Raw genomic sequence first — 19148 nt, forward strand, 5'->3', positions numbered from 1 at the left:
ATCCGCCCATGCGTAGGTTGCGCGCTGTGTGGCCAGCGACGCTGTGATGCGGGCACAGCCGAGGGCTACGCAGTGCATGCTGCCTGCCGGCCCGGCGCACGCATTGGCATGCAGAGCACGGAGGCAGACAAGTGGAGAAGATGGAGAGACACCGCACTGAGCGGCAGACGATCGCGGCGACGAACGTGCACAGACACAACCGCATGTCAGCGCGCGATCTGTGCGGTTGCAATGTTGCCCTGACATCACGTCGTACCGCTGCATCGCGTCGTATGGCCAGAGGCGCATCGCCATGCGACGGCAATGTGGTTGGCCGCTGCGACCGACACGGAGCGATGGCAGCCTTGCGTTCAACGCGCTGCCTGCAACCCCGTTGCATCACGCCGGCGACTTGGAGCGGCTAACCACACACAGCGAGCAATCGTCAGGTGGCGGTGCACCGCACGCTCAGAACCAGCATGACGAACAGCCATGCCGCACCGAGCACCGAGCGTGCCCGCCTGACGGCGAGCGCAGGCGTTTTGTTGGCCGCGCTTATCCTGCTAGCGCAGGCATGACACTCCCCATCGACGAGCACGACGCGCGGCCTGAGGCTGACACAGCACTGCCAGCCTCAAGCCACCGCCGCCTGCTCGACCCGTGCCACCCGCGCGACGGGAGTCAATAGCCCCCAAGCTTCCAGCTGATCGACCGCGTTGCGCACGCCGTCTTCGTCGCGAATGCGCTGGCCCAGTGCGCGTGCCGCCGCGCGCATGGTCGGTGTACCGGCCTGGCGCAGCGCCTCGGCCAACGTCTCCGGCTGCAAGCCGACTCGGGCCAGTGCGGGTGGCGCCACGCCACGTTGCGCAAGGCAATGCGCCCAGAACGGTTGGTCGTAGCCAAACGGCAACACCACCGACGGAATCCCCGCCGTCAGCGCTGCGCCGGTGGTGCCCGCGCCGCCGTGATGCACGGCCGCGGTCACCCGTGGAAACAACCAATCGTGCGGCGCCTGTTCCAGATGGAAGAAGCGCTCGGCGTCATCCGCGGCGGCGGTGTCGGCGGTCGCCAGCCCGCCCCAGCCACTGGCCAGCAATGCCCGTTGCCCGGTCAGGCGCACGGCGGCCTTGACCGTGGCGGTGAGCTGCACCGCATCGCGGCTGGTCATGCTGCCGAAGCCGATGTACAACGGCGGCGGCCCGGCCTGCAAAAACGCCTGCAACGCGGCCGGCGGTTGCCACTGCGGCTGCGGCAGTTGCCAGAATCCACAGATCTGCGCGCTTTGCGACCAGTCCGGCGGACGCGGGCACAGCTGCGCGCTGTAGCCATAGATCACACGCAACCCGGAGCGATCCGGGCCGCGCCATGGATACGCCGGCAACCCCAATGCCGGCCGCACGATGCCGTTGAGCGCAGGACGCATCAGCTGCCAGCCTGCAAAACGCACCGCGTGGTGCAGGGCCACGCTCACCCGCCCGGGCAGGCGCAGGTTGGGCATCACCATCAACGGCAGATGGCGCGAGGCAGTGAGCGGTTGCAGTTGTGCAAAGCACACCGGCATTCCATAGGCCTGGCTCAGGCTGTGCGCCAGGAAACTTGCGCTGCCCACGCCCAGGATCAGGCCGGCGTCGGCGCACGCCGCCCGGCCCTGCTCTGCCCAATCGCGCGCCCAGGTCAGCAGCTGCGCGCGCAAGGTGCCCCAGATGCCACGCCAGCCGCCGCGCATTTCTGCGACATCCGGGTTGCCCTGCAGCAACTTCTGGTGGTCGCCGCTAAGCGGGAAAAACTCCAGCCCGTTGGCGCGAATCAGCGACTCGAAGTTGTGGCTGGTCAGTACCCGCACCGTGTAACCGCGCTGCTGCAGACCGCGGCCCAGCGCGATGATCGGGCGCACATCGCCGTGCGTGCCCAGGGTGGCGATGACGATCGGGCGGTTGGCCGCAACCGATGCAAGAGACTCAGGCATATTCGGCCACCCCGTCGTTGGCGCTGGCGATGCTGGCGTCGCGCTGTAACACCTGTGCGCTTGCCTGGTGCAACAGCGCACACAGCGTTGCCGAGTGCGCGGCCGACAACATCGAGTGGTGATCGCTTTCCAGGGCGTGCAGATGCAGCGTGCGCACATAGGGGCGCCATGCCTGCGGCCGGTAATCCACCCATTGCGCCTCGTCACCACCGGAGCTCATGCGCACGGCTGCTTCGATGAACAGCACATCCTGATTCAATGCGCGCGGCCGGTGACGTCGCGCCAGGTGCAGGTGATGCTGGGTCACTGCACCCAGGTCGTCCAGCAGCGTGGGGCGTTGCTCCAGCAACTGCTGCACCGCCGGCAAGGTGGTCAGCCCGTAGTGATCGCACAGCAGGCTGGCCAGCTGGGCCACCGTGGTCGGCATCGGCTGGTCGTGCGCCAGCGTCAGCCCCAGCGCATGCACCGATGCACGCACGTTTTCCGCTTCGGGCAGTGCGGCGGCCTGTTCAAGATGCGGGTAGCTGTCGAGCATCGCCAGCAATTCGACCTGTTCGCCCAGGTCATGCAATTCGGCGGCCATGGCGTGCGCGATCAAGCCGCCCAACGACCAGCCCATCAAGCGATACGGGCCATGCGGCTGCACGCTGCGCAGACGCGCCAGATAATCGTGGGCGATCGCCTCGATGCTTTCCGGGCGGTGCTGCGGGTCGCTCAATGCCGGCGATTGCAACGCATACACCGGCCACTGCGGATCGAGCTGGCCAAGCAAGGTGAGATACGACCAGCCAAGGCCGATGACCGGATGGATGCAGAACAACGGCGTGACGCCCGCGCTGCCTGCACGCATCGGCAACAGCACGCTCAGCGGGTCGTTGGGCGTCTGCGCGCTGCGTTTGATCACCTCGGACAGGCCGGCAATCGTCGGCGCATGGAACAGCGCACCCAGTGGCAGCTCGACCCCGAACAGTTGCGGGAAGCGTGCCGCCATTTCTGCCGCACGCAGCGAGTCGCCACCGAGTTCGAAGAAGTTGTCGTCCACCCCCACCACCTCGATGCCCAGCACCTCCTGCAGCAGGGCCGCCAGCTGATGTTCGAGTGCGTCGCGCGGCGGCACATGCGCGCGTTTGGGCAATGCGCCCGGCGTAGGCAAGGCGCGGCGATCCAGCTTGCCATTGGCCGTCAGCGGCAACGCCGGCAATGGCATCCACAGGCTTGGAATCATCGCCGCCGGCAAGCGCTGTTGCAGATGGGCGCGCAGCAACTCGCTCGACGGCGTGTTGCCATGCTTGCCCACAACGTAAGCGAGCAGTTGCACGGTGTTGTCGCCATCGCTGTGCGCAACCACCGCCACCTGCGCCACCTGCGCATGCAGCAGCAGCGCATTTTCGATTTCCGCCGGCTCCACCCGGTGACCGCGGATCTTCAATTGCGCATCGGCGCGGCCGATGAATTCCAGCAGGCCGTCGCGGCGCTGACGCACGCGGTCGCCGGTGCGGTACATGCTGCTGCCGTCGTTGGCGAACGGATCGCGCAGGAACCGTTCGCTGGTGAGCTGGCGCTTGCCGCGATAGCCCTTGGCCACGCCGGCACCGCCGATGTACAGCTCGCCGATCGCACCGGTCGGCAACGGCTGCCGCTGCGCATCCAGCACATAGACACGTGTGTTGAGCAACGGCCTGCCGATCGGCGGTGCGGCCGCATCGCTCAGCTGCAGCGGCATGATGGTCGACCAGATGGTGGTTTCGGTCGGCCCGTACAACTGGGTCAGGCGCCCGACCCGGCTCAACAATTGGGTAGCCAACTCGGGCACCAAGGCCTCGCCACCGACCAGCGCATGGAGGCGATCCAGCGCCAGATCCTGATTGGCCAGCAGGATGCGCCACAGCGACGGCGTGGCCTGCACCAGGCTGATCTGCTCGTTGACGATCAGGCGCGACAGACTGCGCGGGTCGTGACTGATGCCGGCCGGTGCGATGACCACGCGGGCACCCACCAGCAACGGCAGATACAGCTCCAGCCCGGAGATATCGAAGGTGATGGTGGTGACCGCCAGCACGCGGTCGCGCGGACGCAACGCCAGCTCGTGTTCCATCGCATGCAGGAAATTGAACAGGTTGCGATGGCTGACCTCAACGCCCTTGGGCGTGCCGGTGGAGCCGGAGGTGTAGAGCACATACGCGGTCCCATCCGGGGTCGCCAACGGGGCGATCGCCGCTGGCAGATGCGCTGGGCGCGGGTCCAGCCACACCATGCCTCCGAGCAAATAGCGCTCGCACAATGCCGGCTCGCAGACCAGCGCAATGGCGCCGGAATCGTTGAGCATCTGCCGATTGCGCGCCGCCGGGCTTTCCGGGTCCAGCGGCAGATAGGCCGCGCCGCTCCACATGATGGCCAGCAAGGCCACCAACAGATGCTCGCTGCGCGGCAATGCGACAGCGACCACATCGCCGGGGCGTACCCCATCGGCCACCCACTGCGCAGCGATCCGCGAGGCCAGCTCGCACAGCGTGGCGTAATCCAGGGTGCGGTTGTCGTATTGCACGACAACGGCCGCAGGCATCATCTCGGCACGCTGCAACATGCCGTGCAACAACGTGGCCGGTTCCGGCAGCGCTGCGGCGGTGTGATTCCAGGTGTACAGCAGCCGGCGGCGCTCTTCATCGCCCAGCACGTCCACCTCGCCCAGCGCGCATTCCGGGTTTGCCAGCACGGCATCGGCCAGGTGGGTCAGACGGCGACAGTGTTCGGCCAGCTCGTCGCTGTCGTACAACGCCGGATTGGCGTCCAGATCGAAGCGCAGGGCCGCGCCGTCGCCACGCTCGTAGCAGAAGATGGTCAGATCGTCGGCCGGGCCGTTGCACAGGTTGTGCGGTATCGCATACGCCTCGCCAAAGCGCAGGGCGTAATCGAAGGCTTCGATATTGACGGCCAGGCGGGCGAACTTCTGGTCGATGCCGAACATGCCGATGTCGCGACGTACGTCCTCGAAGCGATATTGCTGATGCCGCAAGGCATGCCTGACCACCGAGGCGACCTGCGCGAACAACGCGTGGATCGGCTGCTGCGGGTCCATCTTCAGGCGTAGCGAAATCACATTGGCCACCAGCCCGGCGGTCTGCCGGTAGCGCGCATTGATGCGGCCGGTCACCGGCATCGCCAGCACCAGATCTTCGGCACCGGTGCAGCGGTAGTAATAGGCCGCGATCAGCGAGATCAGCATCTGCGGCAAGCTGGCGCCGTAGTCCTTGCCCATCCCGCGCAGGCGCACCACCTGCTGCGGCGAAAACTGCCCGGTGCCGCGCAACAGCCCGGAGGACAGATGATTGCCCGGGCGCGCCAGGGTTGCCGGTGGCGGCAGGTCGGCCAGCTGCTGCATCCAGTAATCGCGATCGCGCTGGAAGCGGTCGGAGGCGCGGTACTGCTGCTCCATCTCCACCAGCGACAACGCGCTGCCGTACTGCGCAGGTTCCGGCTCCAGATCTGCGGCGTACGCGTTATACAACACCGACATGCGCTGCATCATGATCGATGCGCAATAGCCGTCCATCACCAGATGGCTCACGCACTGCACCCACATATGGTGATCTTCGCCGAGACGGAACACCGCGCAATGCCATAACGGCCCATGCTCCAGGTCTTCCGGTTGACGGATTTGTTCGTCCACCCAGTGCTCGGCAGCATTGCGCGGCGCGGGATCTTCGCTGACGTTGAAGTAGGGCACCGGCGCGGTGTACTCGGGCAGGATCACCTGCCGCGGCACGCCGTCGTGTTCCACGATGCACAGCCGCAGCGTGTCGAACTCACGCGCCAGCTGCAACGTGGCGCGGACCAATAGCCCAGGGTCCAACGGACCAAACATCTCCAGTGCTTCGGACAACATCAATGTGTTGTCGGTATGCAACTTGCTGGCCACCCACAGGCCGCGTTGCGCTCTAGTCAAGGGAAACAGCGGGGCGGCATCGGCGTGCATGGCAAGCATCCTTTTGTGTGTGGCGCGCAGTCGCCCGGAGCGACCTGGCCGCGTTGCGGTCAAAGTGACGCCGGATCAGCACTCGGTAATGAAACGCAAGATAAAAAACACCATCGACTGCCGGCAGCTGCCGGCAATACACAGTGGAATCGCACAATGGGCACGCACTACGAGGCGACAGGCACAATCGAAACCCCGATGTGCCGCTGTCTGATTGGAGCAACTTGTATCCCGACAAGTTAAACAAACACTAACAATTCGTCTGCGGACAGAACCGTGCAAAAATCACGAAATGGGCGTGACGTTCAAAATTTTTTGACCGAAGTGTGATTTCAACTAGTGTTCTATGTGCATAGCCGCAAGCAAATGCGATGCGGCACCGATGCGCGTTGCAAGAAAACGCTGCGAACACAGCACCTAATGCGCAAACGCGCAGCGCCCGGCAACGAACAGATGCTGCGCCTTTCGGGTTTACTCGAAACGAGCACCATGTATAAGACCAGTTCGCGCACTAGCGTTGATACGCCTGCATATCGTGCGAATCACTGCATAAAACAGCGGGTATTTGGAAGTACGCGCGCTCATGCAATGGTAGCGTATGAGATGTAGATTTTTCTGAAGGCGACGATAGACAGAATGCGGCGTTCGCGGCGCTTCAGCGATTGCAATACATAAGACCAGTGCGCCCACCAGCGTTGATAGGGCTGCGTATTGCGCAAATCACTGCATAAAACAGCGGGTATTTGGAAGTGCGCGCGCTCATGCAACGGTAGCGTATGAGATGTAGATTTTTCTGAAAGCGACGATGGACAGAATGCGGCGTTCGCGGTGCTTCAGCGATTGCAATACATAAGACCAGTGCGCGCACCAGCGTTGATAGGGCTGCGTATTGCGCAAATCACTGCATGAAACGCGGCGTTTTCTGCAGCAGCGTTGTCGGTGGTCGCACGATCACGCAAGCGTCGTCTGCGTGTCATCGGCATGACGCGTGACCGCGTTTAGCTGATGTGGCGCGGCGCAAACCGCAGCGTCTGTTGCAGCTGGCCTTGCCTGGCACTGGCTCACCCATCGCGCGCCATCAGGACGCCAATGACGGCTGCCTGGCGGCCAGCTATGCAGCGAGGATCGAGTGCGACGCAGCGAATGCCGGCCGCAGCAGCGCGCCGTTGGGCAATACCGCGAGCGAGTGCACTGCGCGGGCTTTCACGCCTGTAGTGCATGAAGCCGTTGCTTGATTGACATCAGGATCAGCGCGCTGCGGTGCTGGCCCGCAGCGCGCGCCGTGCATCAGCCCAACGGTTCGTCGGACAGATAGGTATAGCCGGTCAGGCCGGCCTCCAGCGCGTCGTGCAGTTCCTGCGCACGCTCGGGTGGCAGTTGTGCTGCAGCGATGCGCTCGGCATAGGTCGCGCGCAGGGTGTCCAGCTGATACCCCACGTAATCCAGCATCACATCGGTGGTATCGCCGCGACGCTGCTGCACGATGCGATATCCGTCGCCGTCCACGGCCACTTCCACCGCATCTGTATCGCCGAATAGGTTATGGATATCGCCCAGGATTTCCTGGTAGGCACCCACCAGGAAGAAACCGATGCGATAGCTCTCACCCGCGTTCAAGGTGTGCAGCGGCATCGAGCTGTCCAGGCTTTCGTTCTCGACATAGGTCTTGACCATGCCGTCCGAATCGCAGGTCATGTCGGCGATGATGCCGCGCCGCTGCGGCGCTTCGTTCAGGCGTTCGATCGGCACGATCGGGAACACCTGATCGATCGCCCACACATCCGGGATCGACTCGAACACGCTGAAGTTGACGAAGTACTTGTCCACCAGACGCTCGTTGAGTTCATCCAGCACCGGGCGGTGGCTCTTCTCGTCGAAGCTCAGGCGTGCACGCACGCCATGAGCGATGGCATAGAACAGGTCGTCGATGCGGGCGCGGTGGGTCAGGTCGATCTGGCCTAGCGCATAGGCGCTCAAGCCTTCGGCATGAAAGTGCTGGGCTTCCTGGAACAGCTCCACCGCCGGGCGCACGTCGAGCTCGTCATGGATCTCGCGCAGGTGGCGGATCGCCGCCGGCTCGTCGTCGTGCGCATCCGGCACGCGGCCCTCCGGCGCCTGCTCCACTTCGGACACGTTGGCGATCAGTACCGCGTGGTGCGCGGTCATCGCGCGGCCGCATTCGGTGACGATGCGCGGCGGGGTCAGGCCGTGTTCTTCGCAGGCGCTGGCCAACGGCTGCACGATGTTGCTGGCGTACGAATGCAGGCCGTAGTTGATCGAGCAATAGCTGCGCGAGCGGGTGCCTTCATAGTCGATACCCAGACCACCGCCGACATCCACATGGCTGATCTTGGCGCCCAGCCGCGACAGTTCCACGAAATAACGCGTGGCCTCGCGCATGCCATTGGCGATGTCGCGTACGTTGGAGATCTGCGAGCCCATATGGAAGTGCAGCAGCTTCAGGCTGTCGGCGTATTCGGTATCGCGCAGCGTCTTCCACAGATCCAGCACCTGGCGCGGCGACAGCCCGAACTTGGCCTTGTCGCCACCGCTGTTCTGCCACTTGCCAGCGCCCAGCGAGGCCAGCCGCATGCGCACGCCCAAGCCCGGCTTGACGTCCAGCGCGCGCGCTTCTTCCAGCACCAGGTTCAGCTCGGAAGGCTTTTCGATGACGATGAAGGTCTGCAGGCCGAGCTTGCGCCCGATCAGCGCCAGGCGGATGTATTCGCGGTCCTTGTAGCCGTTGCAGACGATCAGCCCACCCGGACGCGACAGCGCCAGCACCGCCATCAGCTCCGGCTTGCTGCCCGCTTCCAGGCCGAACCCGTCGCCGTGATGGCTGGCCAGGGTGCCGGCCACGCCACGGTGCTGGTTGACCTTGATGGGGTACACCGCGGTGTAGCCGCCGGCGTAGTCCCACTCCGATTGCGCCTGCGCAAAGGCCGCCTGCAGCTTGCCCAGCCGCTGGCCCAGGATGTCCGGGAAGCGCACCAGCAGCGGCAGCTTGGCGCCTGCCGCGCGTGCGGCGTCCACCACCTCGGGCAGCGACACCGACGGGCCGTCGACGGTGGGGGTGACCACCACGTGGCCGGCGGCGTTCACATCGAAATACCCATCGGCCCAATGCGGGATCGAGTAGGTCTTGCGGGCTTGGTCAAGGGACCAATCGCTCATTTCGTTGTCTCGGCTGGGGCAAAAAGGGCGTGAAGTGTAACGCCTGGCACGCGCAGGGTCCGTTACAATCCGCGCCGACTTCACGCCCCGCTCCTGATCGGATCGGGGCCGAGCAAGGGTCAGCCGCTGCGCAGTTTCCGCTGCACGAGGCGACGCCCGACCCTCATCCGGCGCGACGCGCCACCTTTTCCCGCCGGGAGAAGGAACAGCCCGCTTCTTTTAGAATTAGGACGTCCGCATGAGCGCCAACGACAACTGGTACATCGAACACTTCCAGCCGACCGGCTCGGCGATCGGTTTTCGCATCAGCGGCAAGCTGGACGAGGTGCAGTCCCCGTTCCAGAAGATCGAGATCTACCAGACCACCGATTGGGGCAAGCTGATGCTCATCGATGGCGCGGTGATGCTCACCACCCGCGACAATTTCTTCTATCACGAGATGATCAGCCACCCGGCGTTGTTCACCCACGCCGCGCCCAAGCGCGTGGTGATCATCGGCGGCGGCGACTGCGGCACGCTGCGCGAGGTGCTCAAGCACCCCGGCGTGGAAAGCGCCACCCAGTGCGACATCGATGAGCAGGTCACACGCATGTCGGAAAAGTATTTCCCCGAGCTGTGCGACTCCAACCACGACGCACGTGCCGAGCTGTTGTTCGACGATGGCGTGGCCTATATGGCCAATTGCCCGGCCGGCAGCGTGGATATCGTGATCGTCGACTCCACCGACCCGGTGGGCCCGGCCGAAGGCCTGTTCAACAAGGCGTTCTACGACAGCTGCTTCAAGGCGCTGAAGGACGACGGCATCCTGGTGCAGCAGTCCGAATCGCCGCTGGCGCTGCTGGACCTGATCAACGAAATGCGCACCGAAATGGGCAAGGCCGGCTTCCAGTCGTTCAAGACCCTGCCGTTCCCGCAGCCGTGCTACCCCACCGGCTGGTGGAGCGTGACCATGGCCAGCAAGCAGCCCAAGGCCGACTTCGCCTTCCGCCAGGCCGATGCGCAGTCCAAGGGCTTCGACACGCTGTATTACACCGCCCACCTGCATACCGGCGTGCTGGTTGCGCCGCCGTTCGTGGCCAAGGCGCTGGGCGAGTAAGGCAGTCCGACCACCACGAGCGCGGCACTGCGCTCGCGGTGGTCGTTGATCACACGATCCGCAGCCATCACTTCGATGACGGCGCTGTCACACCTGGCTGTTCTGGTTGAAAGATCGTTGCGATGAGGCAACTGCTGCGACCAAGGTTGTCCGCAATGCTTTGGCCCACCAGGTCAGCGGGGCTCACTAAGAGCAGCTAACAACACTGGAGGGCTCACTGCCAGCCAGGCACGTTCGGCGCCCGGATCGGTCTCTGCCACGCGTCCACCCTGGTCCCAAGTGCGCCGCCGATCCGCATGACGACCGCTCGCTAGCTCCTGTCAGCCGCTTCAAGGCCTACACAGGCAGCCTCGCGTGTCCGATCAAGCGTGCGCGCAGAGCACGCAGCTCATAGCCGCGCCAACACCTCGGCCTTCTTGGCATCGAATTCCTGTTGGGTCACCAGCCCGGCGTCCAGCAATTGCTTCAACTTGCCCAGCACCTGCACCGGGTCGTCCATCGCCGGCGGTTGCGCTGCCGGGGACGCTTGCAGGTGCGCGGGCGGCGCATGCACCACCACACCACCGGCCGCCACGCGCAGTTTTTCGATTTCCAGCTGCTGACGTTTTTCGTAAGCCACCTCTTCCACCTGCTGCGCGTAGGCGTAGATGCGTCGCGCCTGCCGCTTGGGCAGGCTGTCGATCGCCGCGATACGGCCTTGCACGGTGCGACAGGTGATGGTGGCGCCCAGCATCTGCTCGCTCAGGTGCACATCCTGGACATCGCGCCACGGGAAATCCTGGAACGTCATGCCGAACAGGGTTGGCCGCACCACGATGAATCGACGGTTGGTCAGCACCACCGCATCGGGCGACAGATTCATCACCATCTTTTTCTGGATCCCGAAATAGGCGACCTGCTCGTCTGCGGTCAGCAACTCGGTCACCTTGGGCAGGATCTTGCCGGCGGCCACCGGGTCCTGTTCGTCTGTCAACAACTGCGCCACTGCGTTCATCTGCTCTCACCACCGGCTGATCACCGCGTTGCGCACGACACTACAGCAAGCTGCATGGACGCCTTTGCAACGCAGGCTGGCCAGGTGAGGCACGCGTGCGAGCCGTGTCCAGACAACGCTACTGGAATGCCGCATCTGAATGCAGAAGGGCGAATGTTGTCATCCGCCCTTCTGCGAGCATCCACTTCACTCAGAAGCGGACTTCGGCGCCGACGTTGAACACGTCGGCGCGATTGATGGTGATGTCTTCGTCGGAATCGTAATAGTCGTTGGCATAAAGATAGTTCGTATAGAGCACGCTCAAACTCGCATGCCGGCCAATATCTACGCCTAATCCGGCACCGGCATACCCGCCGGAAACCCGTTCATTGGATTCGCCATTGGAGTTGGCCGACCAGTAGCCTAGGCGCACCACGGCGAACAGTGGACTGTCGCCAAAGTTGAAACGTGCCATGGCGCCCAGACTTCCGAACTCAACGCTAGGGACGTAGGCGCCGTCGTGATCACTGATACGGGCCAGCTTCCCAACTGCCGCCTCAATGCCGACCAGCGTCGCCGGACCCGCCCTCCAACGATAGCCTGCGTTGAAGCCGAGCATGTCTTGGTCGATGCCTTCGTACACTTTGCCCTGACCACCCTGCACGCCCAGAAAAACGCCGCTCTTCAGACGTTGATCCTCTTCGCGCGGCATTGGCGGCACATAGGTCGGTGCAGGCGGCGCATCCACCGCAGGCGTCTGCGTGGTGACGGTGGCAAATCCGCCAGTCTCCTCGGCCACACTTACGCTTCCGCTTCCACCGACGGCCGTCGGCGCGCCGACGTTGCCGGCGTGCGAGGGCCGCGACAGCGGCGCGGCCGGTACAGAGTTGCCCTGCGTGCCGGCCTGCGGTTGCGTTTGCTGTTTCCGGTAGCTGTCCCAGCCGCGCGACAACGATTGCGCCGAGGCCTGTGCCGTGACGCCAAGCGCCGTGCAGGCCAACAGCAGTGTTGCAGTCTTTTTCATCGCATTCCCCATGAGTGGTCCTCCCTCGTTCCCGCATCCGTGCGCACGCAGGCGGACCCGACGGCGTCTGGAAGTGGCGCAGTTGCCGTCATCTTTCCGGGAGCGTCCCCGCATCACTGCACTGCCCAAGGCAGCGGCCGTGGCACATCGGCGTGGATGTGCGCGACGCGCGCGTGATGCAGCCCCCTGACCGCAGCGCGCACAGTGTCTGGAGTCTCATTGGCTGTCAAGAAGCGCCGAGACGCGCGTCGACAGACGGTCCGTTGGAGTGCGGCTTTGAGGTGTTCCAAACCGAGGCCGACAACCCCGCCAACCGATCGCCACCTCCCGTCCCGGTCTCGCGCGGATGGCGACTGGGCGGCGTCGCACGTGCCGGCACCTGCGGAGTGGCGCTTCCGCAGCGCGCAGCAGCCCAGCGATTTTGGAAGGAACTGAGCGCTTCAACCGACTGAATTGCAAGGGCGTTCCATGTCCGGAACATTTCATTTGTTAAACAAATGTAATTTCAATACTCGCAAGTTCTAAAATTGCGTGACCCCGATCCTTTGTGATCCCCTTGGACCTGCGTCACGCGTGACACCTCCGCGTCGCCAGGGTCCGGAGAACTGTCATGCATTACCAACCGCTGGATGTGTCCAGCCTGCAGGTCGTCACTCCCGTGTTGCTAAAACAGGGCACACGGCTGCTCGAGCCCAACGTCTACCGCACCCATCTGGACGGGCAACTGGCCGTGGTCAAGGACTACGGCCGTTATCGCCGCACGCTGCTGGCACCCATCGCCCGGCTGATGGTTCACCATGAAGCGCGCATGCTGCGCCGCCTGCACGGCTGGCGGCATGCCCCGGCCCTGCTCGGTACGTTGGGCGGCCTGGCGCTGGGAATGGAGTTCATTCCCGGCGACACGCTCAGCGCCAGTGCGGTGGTGGGCCAGGAGGTCTTCCAGCAATTGCAGCAGGCGCTGCGTCGCCTGCATGCATTCGGCATCACCCACAACGATCTGCACGGCACCAACGTGGTGGTCAGTGCCGGGGTGCCGGTGCTGATCGATTTCACCTCGGCGTGGCGGTTCCCCCACTGGCTGCGGCGCGGCACGGTGGCACGGCAGCTGCAACGCAGCGACGTGGCCAATTTCCAGAAGATGCGCCAGCGCCTGGCCGGGATCGCACCCACCGCCGACGAAGCCGCACGCAGTGCCGAGCCGGGCTGGGTGCGTGGCCTGCGCGGCGGCTGGAAGCGGCTCTACCGCCGCCTCAAACGCGACGCGTAAACACTAAGAGCGGCTCACAAAACCTGGCGAGCAGTCGTCAGGTGGGTGCGGACGGCGCGGAGCAATCGGAATGTCCGAGTGGCATTGCCGGATCGAGCACAGGCCGCGCGCCCCTGGCAGTGAGCACAGCCGTTTTATTGGCTGCTTTTAACCACCAGCAGCTCCGTCAGTGCTCTACCGCTGCCGATACGGCTGGCACCTTGTAGGCGATCAGCGTCGGTGCGTCTGCCACAAAGCGGTCGAGCACCCCATCGGCGACCTTGACCGGCCCGCCGAAGCGCGTGGCGCCGGGAATCGAGGGGACGGCCGCGGCCTTGGCGGCCACTGCAGCAGCATCGGCAAACAACGCTGGCGCGGCAGTATCGCCGCGATTGGCGGCATCGAGGCCGGCGGCGGTCTGCTGCAGCGCGCGGCCCCAGCTTTCCATCGCGTCGAGCCAGGGGCGCGATTGCTCGGCAAAGCCCTTGTCGGTTACACCGTCGCGAATGATCTGCGGCGCGGCGGCGATGTCGTCGGCGGTGCGCGCCAGCGTTGCAATGGCCTGACTGCGCGCCGTGGCATCGCCCAACGCGATCGCCTCGCGCACCTGGTCGAGCACGGCCTTCAGACGCGGGGCCTGCTCCTGCCACGGCTGGCTGCCAAAGGTGGGCGCCAGATGCTGGGTGTCGAAGAAGGTCAGCAATGCTGCCGTCACGCGCGCATCGCCACCGGCCAGATCGCGCGCCGCCGCATGCCAGGTGCGCTGCGCGTCGTAGCCTTTGTCGTTCCACGCGAACGCAGTCAGCCCCATCACCGCGACGCGGCTGGGCACTTCCTGGTTCATCGGGTTGGACACGATGCCGGACAACTCGGCCGACAGCCCGGCCTCGCGGCGGGCATACGGCGCCAGCAGCAAGCGCCCGGCGGAAGTTTCGAAATCGTTGACCGGGTAGTTGTCCCACAGCAGCGTCTTGCGCCCGAATGCCTTGGTCGCCGCACGCGCATCGGGGATGGAAATGGCCGGCGGCACCACGTCGGTGCCGGTCCACTGCACCACGATCTTCGGGTCCAGATGCTTGCGCAGCGCCTCCTTGTACGGGCTTTCCTTGGCGTCGTAATACTCGGTGGGCACCATGATCAGTTCCGACGCAGCATCGTGGCGGGCGACCAGATCGGCCTGCACCAGATTGAGCAGATGCGACTGCGCGATGCCCGCCGCCTGCGCACCGGACGCGCCGAAGGTGGTCTTGTCGCGCTCGCAGTTCCACTTGGTGTATTCGATATCGTCCAACGCCACATAGAAGCTACGCACGCCCAGCGCGCGGAACGCATCGAACTTGCGCAATAGCGCCTTGGCATCGGCCGGGTCTGAAAAACACACACTTGGCCCCGGCGAGATCGCATAGACGAAATCGACATGGTTGCGCTTGGCGGTGGCCGCCAACGTGCCCAGCGCCTTCAAGGTCGCTTTGGGGTACGGATCGCGCCAACGGTCGCGCGCGTACGGGTCGTCCTTGGGGCTGTAGATGTAGGTGTTGGCCTTGGTGCGCGCCAGAAAATCGAGGTGCTTGCTGCGGTCGGCCATCGACCACGGCGCACCGTAAAAGCCTTCGATCGTGCCGCGGATCGGCATGGCCGGGTAATCCTGGATGACCAGCGCCGGGATGGCCGGCCGCTCGAGCAACTGACGCAGCGTCTGCACGGCATGGAACAGGCCATCGCTGTCGTGGCCGGCCAGCGTGATCAGGCTGCCGCCGCCCAGCGCAACGCTGGTCAACGTGTAGCCTTCGGTATGGGTGTCCTGCGTGGCCTTGCTGCGCGTCAGTGCATCGCGCACCACCGCCGCCTCGCCGGTGCCAATGACGATATGCGGGCGATCAAGCGTGGCCGGAAGGCGCGAGGCGGTGGCGATCTTGCTGACGCCGGCCGACCCGAGCAGGCTGCGCACCAACGCGACCGAGGCCGGGTCCGCGCCCGGCGCGACGACCAGCACCACCGACCGGCCCAAGCTGATCGTCTCCCCATCCAGCACCATCGATACCGGAGTCGGAAACAGCGCCGGCTGGGTGACCGGCTCGGCCAGCACAGGGGCGGCCAGTCCCACTGCCACCAAAACCGAGAGCAGGCGCAAGCCCGACTTCCTGTTGCGTCGCTTCATGTCCGAACTCCGGTATTGGAATGGTATTACGGCCTAGAGTAGGCAAGTCGTTGCGTGGCGACAAGCGTGGCTTGGTCTTACGGGATCGAGCCTGGTTTTGGCTTTATCGCTTGCACGTATGCACCGGCTGGGTCGGGAGCCGATCAAGCACGTCGGCCGTGAGCTGCGGTATTGAAATGGTATGAGAAACGGTGCTACTGGCTTCGTCAGGATCACCATCGCCGTGGCGGGTAGACCAGTTGAAGCGGCGGCAGGCCCAGCAAGATCCCCGGATGAGGCATGGGCGTACTCGAGGCTCAAGCAGAGCGCAGGTGCCATGACGTAATCCATCGAGGCGCCACGCTGGCGCCGGAACCGACCTGAGTCGTGGCCTATCAGATGTAGCGGTCGCGCGGTCGGGCTCGCGTGCAGCCCACCATGGCAGGCGCAGGGCAGTTATCCCCACCGCTGCGTTTTGCCCTAACGCGTCATCGCCGCATGCATCCGTCGATCGGCATGTGTGGTGTCGGCGGCGTAGAAGTCCTGATGCGCATTGGCATGCGCCAGCACTTTCAGCATCCGACGCACGCCAACGCTATGCCAATGACAGGCGCGTTGCAGCCATCCCGTTTTTCCTGCAGCACGGCCTTGCCGAGCGCATCAATCGATCGGCGCATGCGCTGTCGGCGTTGAAAAAACCCTGGTGCGCGCGTCGATGCCGCCAGCCTCTTTCAGCACGCAGCAGAGGCGCCGCCGCACCGCAGCGCCGCACGCGACAAGGCTTACAGCGCGTCGCTATCCAGCTCGCCGGTGCGGATGCGCACCACTGTGCCGAGGTCGTACACAAAGACTTTGCCGTCGCCGATCTTGCCGGTGCCGGCGGCGGCCACGATGGCTTCGACCACACGCTCGGCCTGGTCGTCGGTCACCGCCACTTCGATCTTCACCTTGGGCAGGAAATCGACCACGTACTCGGCGCCGCGATACAGCTCGGTGTGGCCCTTCTGCCGCCCGAAGCCCTTGACCTCGGTCACCGTGATGCCCGCAACGCCGCAGCCGGCGAGTGCTTCGCGCACATCGTCGAGCTTGAACGGTTTGACGATGGCCATGATCATTTTCATCGGTACAGATCCCAGGGCATGACGGGCGCGCAGCATACCGTGGACGGCTGCAACACTCACCCATGCTTAGCCGCCGTCACCGCGGCCCACAACCGAATGGGACTATCCTTACCGCCTGCCGACTGCCTTGCCGATGTCCCGCGTATCCCGGCCTGCACTAGGCTTCCTACGGACCTGCGGAGAACACCATGATCGATTTCAATCAGCTCGACGACCTCGCCCGCCGCCTCAGCGACCTGGTGCCGCCGGGCCTGCGCCAATCGCGCGAAGAACTGCAGAGCACCTTCAAGGGCGCACTGCAGGCCGGCCTGGGCAAGCTCGACCTGGTCACCCGCGAAGAATTCGATGTGCAACGCGCGGTACTGCTGCGCACGCGCGAAAAACTCGACGCGCTGGAGCAGACCGTTGCCGCGCTGGAAGCGCGCGCACCCGGCGCATCGCCCAGTGCGGCGCCCGGTTCCGACACTCCCTGACCCGAGCCCTCCACCATGAGTCTGGCGCTGGTGCACAGCCGTGCCCGCGTGGGGGTGCACGCGCCTGAAGTTCGGGTGGAAGTGCATCTTTCCGGCGGCCTTCCCTCCACCCAGATCGTGGGCCTGCCCGAGGCGGCGGTGCGCGAATCGCGCGAGCGCGTGCGTGCCGCCTTGCTGTGCGCACAGTTCGAATTCCCGGCCCGGCGCATCACCATCAATCTGGCGCCGGCGGATCTGCCCAAGGACGGCGGCCGCTTCGATCTGCCGATCGCGCTCGGCATTCTGGCTGCCAGTGGGCAGATCGACCGGCAGGCGCTGGCCGATTACGAATTCATCGGCGAGCTTGCGCTGACCGGCGAGTTGCGCGGCGTCGATGGCGTACTGCCGGCCGCCCTGGCCGCCGCGCAGGCCGGGCGACGGCTCATCGTGCCGCTGGCCAACGGCGCCGAGGCCGCCATTGCCGGGCACGTCCAGGCCTTCACTGCACGCACGTTGCTGGAAGTCTGCGCCGCCCTCAATGGCACCCAGCAGGCGCCTACTGCCGAACTGGCGGTGGCAGCCGTGGGCGCGCGCGCGCTACCCGACATGGCCGACGTGCGTGGCCAACCGCACGCACGTCGCGCACTGGAGATCGCCGCAGCCGGTGGCCATCACCTGCTGCTGGTCGGCAGCCCCGGCTGCGGCAAGACGCTGCTCGCCTCGCGCCTGCCCGGTCTGCTGCCGGAAGCCAGCGAAGCCGAAGCCCTGGAAACCGCCGCCATTACCTCCATCAGCGGCCGCGGACTGGACCTTGCCCGCTGGCGGCAGCGTCCCTACCGCGCCCCGCATCACACCGCCAGCGCCGTCGCCCTGGTCGGCGGCGGCACGCATCCGCGCCCCGGGGAAATCTCGCTGGCCCATAACGGCGTGCTGTTTCTGGATGAACTCCCTGAGTGGCAACGTCAGACCCTGGAAGTGCTGCGCGAGCCCCTGGAATCGGGCTTGGTCACGATCTCACGGGCAGCGCGCAGCGTGGATTTCCCGGCACGGTTTCAGCTGGTGGCGGCCATGAACCCATGTCCCTGCGGGTGGGCCGGCGATGGCAGCGGGCGGTGCCGCTGCAGCAGCGACAGCATCCGCCGCTATCGCAGCCGCATCTCAGGGCCGCTGCTGGACCGCATCGACCTGCATGTCGAAGTACCGCGTCTGCCGCCGCAAGCATTGCGCAGCGGCAACCTCGGCGAGGACAGCGCCAGCGTGCGTGCGCGTGTGGTCGCCGCGCGGCAGCGCCAGCTCGTGCGCGGGGCGTTGCCTAATGCGCAACTCGACCAACCCGACACCGATCGCCATTGCCGGCTGCACAACGACGACCAACTGCTGCTGGAACGTGCGATCGAACATCTGCAGCTATCCGCGCGCTCGATGCATCGCATCCTGCGCGTGGCGCGCACCATTGCCGATCTGGACGACAGCGCCACGATTGCCACACGGCACCTGACCGAAGCGATCGGCTATCGCAAGCTGGATCGCGCACTGACCGCCGCCAGTGCGGCATCGTGAGGCTCACGCAACCTGGCGATCAATCGGCCAGGTGGATGTCGACGGCGCGCTCGGAACCGGAGTGAACGCATGGCCCATGTCGGACCGAATACCGGCCGCGCCTGCATTGTGGTCGCGCAGTCGTTTTGTGAGCCGCTCTTAGCTGTCTGCGCAGAAAGAGTAAGCCGCACCCGGCGCGGCGCCGCCAATGCCGTCCACTGCAGACAAGCCCCTTCGTCGCTCTACCAGCAAGCAATAGCTTGCGTAAGGCGTCGACGACAGACAAGCGCCGACAGTGACAGCGCAAGCGATGACAAGCACCTGATAGCCCGTCGCCGCGCTTGCCAACACGACTTGATGGCCCACCAATCAAGAGCTGGCCCGCGGCGTCGGAAATAAACAGGCACCGGCAGTGACGGCGCAAGCGAGTGCATGCAGCTGGCAGTTGCTCACTGGGCTTGCCAACAT

11 protein-coding genes and 2 other RNA genes are annotated in these 19148 nt (G+C 65.0%); 4 read left to right on the plus strand and 9 right to left on the minus strand.

What is annotated here, in order from left to right; translation table 11 throughout:
• Positions 1-613: 613 nt before the first annotated feature.
• The 3 genes from ACCQ06_RS20780 to speA all read right to left on the minus strand — a co-directional run bounded on the left by ACCQ06_RS20780 (position 614) and on the right by speA (position 9092).
• Positions 614-1945: a glycosyltransferase gene (locus ACCQ06_RS20780; protein ID WP_316688980.1), complete on the minus strand. Its 1332-nt coding sequence runs from the start codon at positions 1943-1945 to the stop codon at positions 614-616.
• Positions 1938-5861 (minus strand): non-ribosomal peptide synthetase, encoded by a 3924-nt coding sequence (locus tag ACCQ06_RS20785; RefSeq protein WP_316692711.1) that lies wholly within the window; start codon positions 5859-5861, stop codon positions 1938-1940. The genes ACCQ06_RS20780 and ACCQ06_RS20785 overlap by 8 nt, the downstream gene beginning before the upstream one ends.
• Before the next feature lie 1344 nt (positions 5862-7205).
• The gene (gene speA, locus ACCQ06_RS20790; RefSeq protein WP_316688982.1) at positions 7206-9092 is read right to left on the minus strand and encodes an arginine decarboxylase; all 1887 of its coding nucleotides are present in this window, start codon (positions 9090-9092) and stop codon (positions 7206-7208) included.
• A gap of 238 nt (positions 9093-9330) precedes the next feature.
• On the opposite strand from speA, the gene speE reads away from it, so the two are divergent.
• Positions 9331-10188, plus strand: coding sequence for a polyamine aminopropyltransferase (gene speE / locus ACCQ06_RS20795; RefSeq protein WP_316688984.1), 858 nt, complete (start codon positions 9331-9333; stop codon positions 10186-10188).
• Between the two features lie 388 nt (positions 10189-10576).
• Here speE and ACCQ06_RS20800 read toward each other — a convergent pair whose 3' ends face one another.
• Positions 10577-11182 carry a PH domain-containing protein gene (locus tag ACCQ06_RS20800; RefSeq protein WP_316688985.1) on the minus strand — a complete coding sequence of 202 codons (606 nt, stop codon included), beginning with the start codon at positions 11180-11182 and terminating at the stop codon, positions 10577-10579.
• 190 nt (positions 11183-11372) lie between these two features.
• Positions 11373-12185, minus strand: a complete 813-nt coding sequence (locus ACCQ06_RS20805; RefSeq protein ID WP_316688986.1) for an outer membrane beta-barrel protein — start codon at positions 12183-12185, stop codon at positions 11373-11375.
• 610 nt (positions 12186-12795) lie between these two features.
• On the opposite strand from ACCQ06_RS20805, the gene ACCQ06_RS20810 reads away from it, so the two are divergent.
• Complete coding sequence (locus ACCQ06_RS20810; RefSeq protein WP_316688988.1) at positions 12796-13452, plus strand: RIO1 family regulatory kinase/ATPase domain-containing protein; 657 nt, start codon at positions 12796-12798, stop codon at positions 13450-13452.
• 11 nt (positions 13453-13463) lie between these two features.
• Here the strand turns inward: ACCQ06_RS20810 and ACCQ06_RS20815 are convergent.
• The 3 genes from ACCQ06_RS20815 to ACCQ06_RS20825 form a co-directional block, all read right to left on the minus strand.
• Positions 13464-13537, minus strand: a non-coding RNA gene (locus ACCQ06_RS20815) — sX9 sRNA.
• An 81-nt stretch (positions 13538-13618) separates the two neighbouring features.
• Positions 13619-15589, minus strand: a complete 1971-nt coding sequence (locus tag ACCQ06_RS20820) for a glycoside hydrolase family 84 protein (RefSeq protein WP_316688991.1) — start codon at positions 15587-15589, stop codon at positions 13619-13621.
• Between the two features lie 761 nt (positions 15590-16350).
• Complete coding sequence (locus tag ACCQ06_RS20825) at positions 16351-16725, minus strand: P-II family nitrogen regulator (RefSeq protein ID WP_280523185.1); 375 nt, start codon at positions 16723-16725, stop codon at positions 16351-16353.
• Positions 16726-16877: 152 nt separating this feature from the next.
• Between ACCQ06_RS20825 and ubiK the strand changes: the two genes are divergently transcribed.
• Positions 16878-17162 carry a ubiquinone biosynthesis accessory factor UbiK gene (gene ubiK, locus ACCQ06_RS20830; protein WP_104614848.1) on the plus strand — a complete coding sequence of 95 codons (285 nt, stop codon included), beginning with the start codon at positions 16878-16880 and terminating at the stop codon, positions 17160-17162.
• 15 nt (positions 17163-17177) lie between these two features.
• Complete coding sequence (locus ACCQ06_RS20835) at positions 17178-18701, plus strand: YifB family Mg chelatase-like AAA ATPase (RefSeq protein ID WP_316688995.1); 1524 nt, start codon at positions 17178-17180, stop codon at positions 18699-18701.
• Here the strand turns inward: ACCQ06_RS20835 and ACCQ06_RS20840 are convergent.
• Positions 18702-18779, minus strand: a non-coding RNA gene (locus ACCQ06_RS20840) — sX9 sRNA.
• Between the last annotated feature and the right edge of the window lie 369 nt (positions 18780-19148).

Source organism: Xanthomonas sp. NCPPB 4467, assembly GCF_041475665.2.
Classification (GTDB): Bacteria; Pseudomonadota; Gammaproteobacteria; order Xanthomonadales; family Xanthomonadaceae; genus Xanthomonas; species Xanthomonas dyei.

Bases quoted from the DNA above. Each gene is read 5' to 3' on its own strand.
- ACCQ06_RS20800 (WP_316688985.1), bottom strand. From the start codon at position 11,182: ATGAACGCAGTGGCGCAGTTGTTGACAGACGAACAGGACCCGGTGGCC.
- ACCQ06_RS20810 (WP_316688988.1), top strand. From the start codon at position 12,796: ATGCATTACCAACCGCTGGATGTGTCCAGCCTGCAGGTCGTCACTCCC.
- ACCQ06_RS20780 (WP_316688980.1), bottom strand. From the start codon at position 1,945: ATGCCTGAGTCTCTTGCATCGGTTGCGGCCAACCGCCCGATCGTCATC.
- ACCQ06_RS20805 (WP_316688986.1), bottom strand. From the start codon at position 12,185: ATGAAAAAGACTGCAACACTGCTGTTGGCCTGCACGGCGCTTGGCGTC.
- ACCQ06_RS20820 (WP_316688991.1), bottom strand. From the start codon at position 15,589: ATGAAGCGACGCAACAGGAAGTCGGGCTTGCGCCTGCTCTCGGTTTTG.
- ACCQ06_RS20835 (WP_316688995.1), top strand. From the start codon at position 17,178: ATGAGTCTGGCGCTGGTGCACAGCCGTGCCCGCGTGGGGGTGCACGCG.
- speA (WP_316688982.1), bottom strand. From the start codon at position 9,092: ATGAGCGATTGGTCCCTTGACCAAGCCCGCAAGACCTACTCGATCCCG.
- speE (WP_316688984.1), top strand. From the start codon at position 9,331: ATGAGCGCCAACGACAACTGGTACATCGAACACTTCCAGCCGACCGGC.
- ubiK (WP_104614848.1), top strand. From the start codon at position 16,878: ATGATCGATTTCAATCAGCTCGACGACCTCGCCCGCCGCCTCAGCGAC.
- ACCQ06_RS20825 (WP_280523185.1), bottom strand. From the start codon at position 16,725: ATGCTGCGCGCCCGTCATGCCCTGGGATCTGTACCGATGAAAATGATC.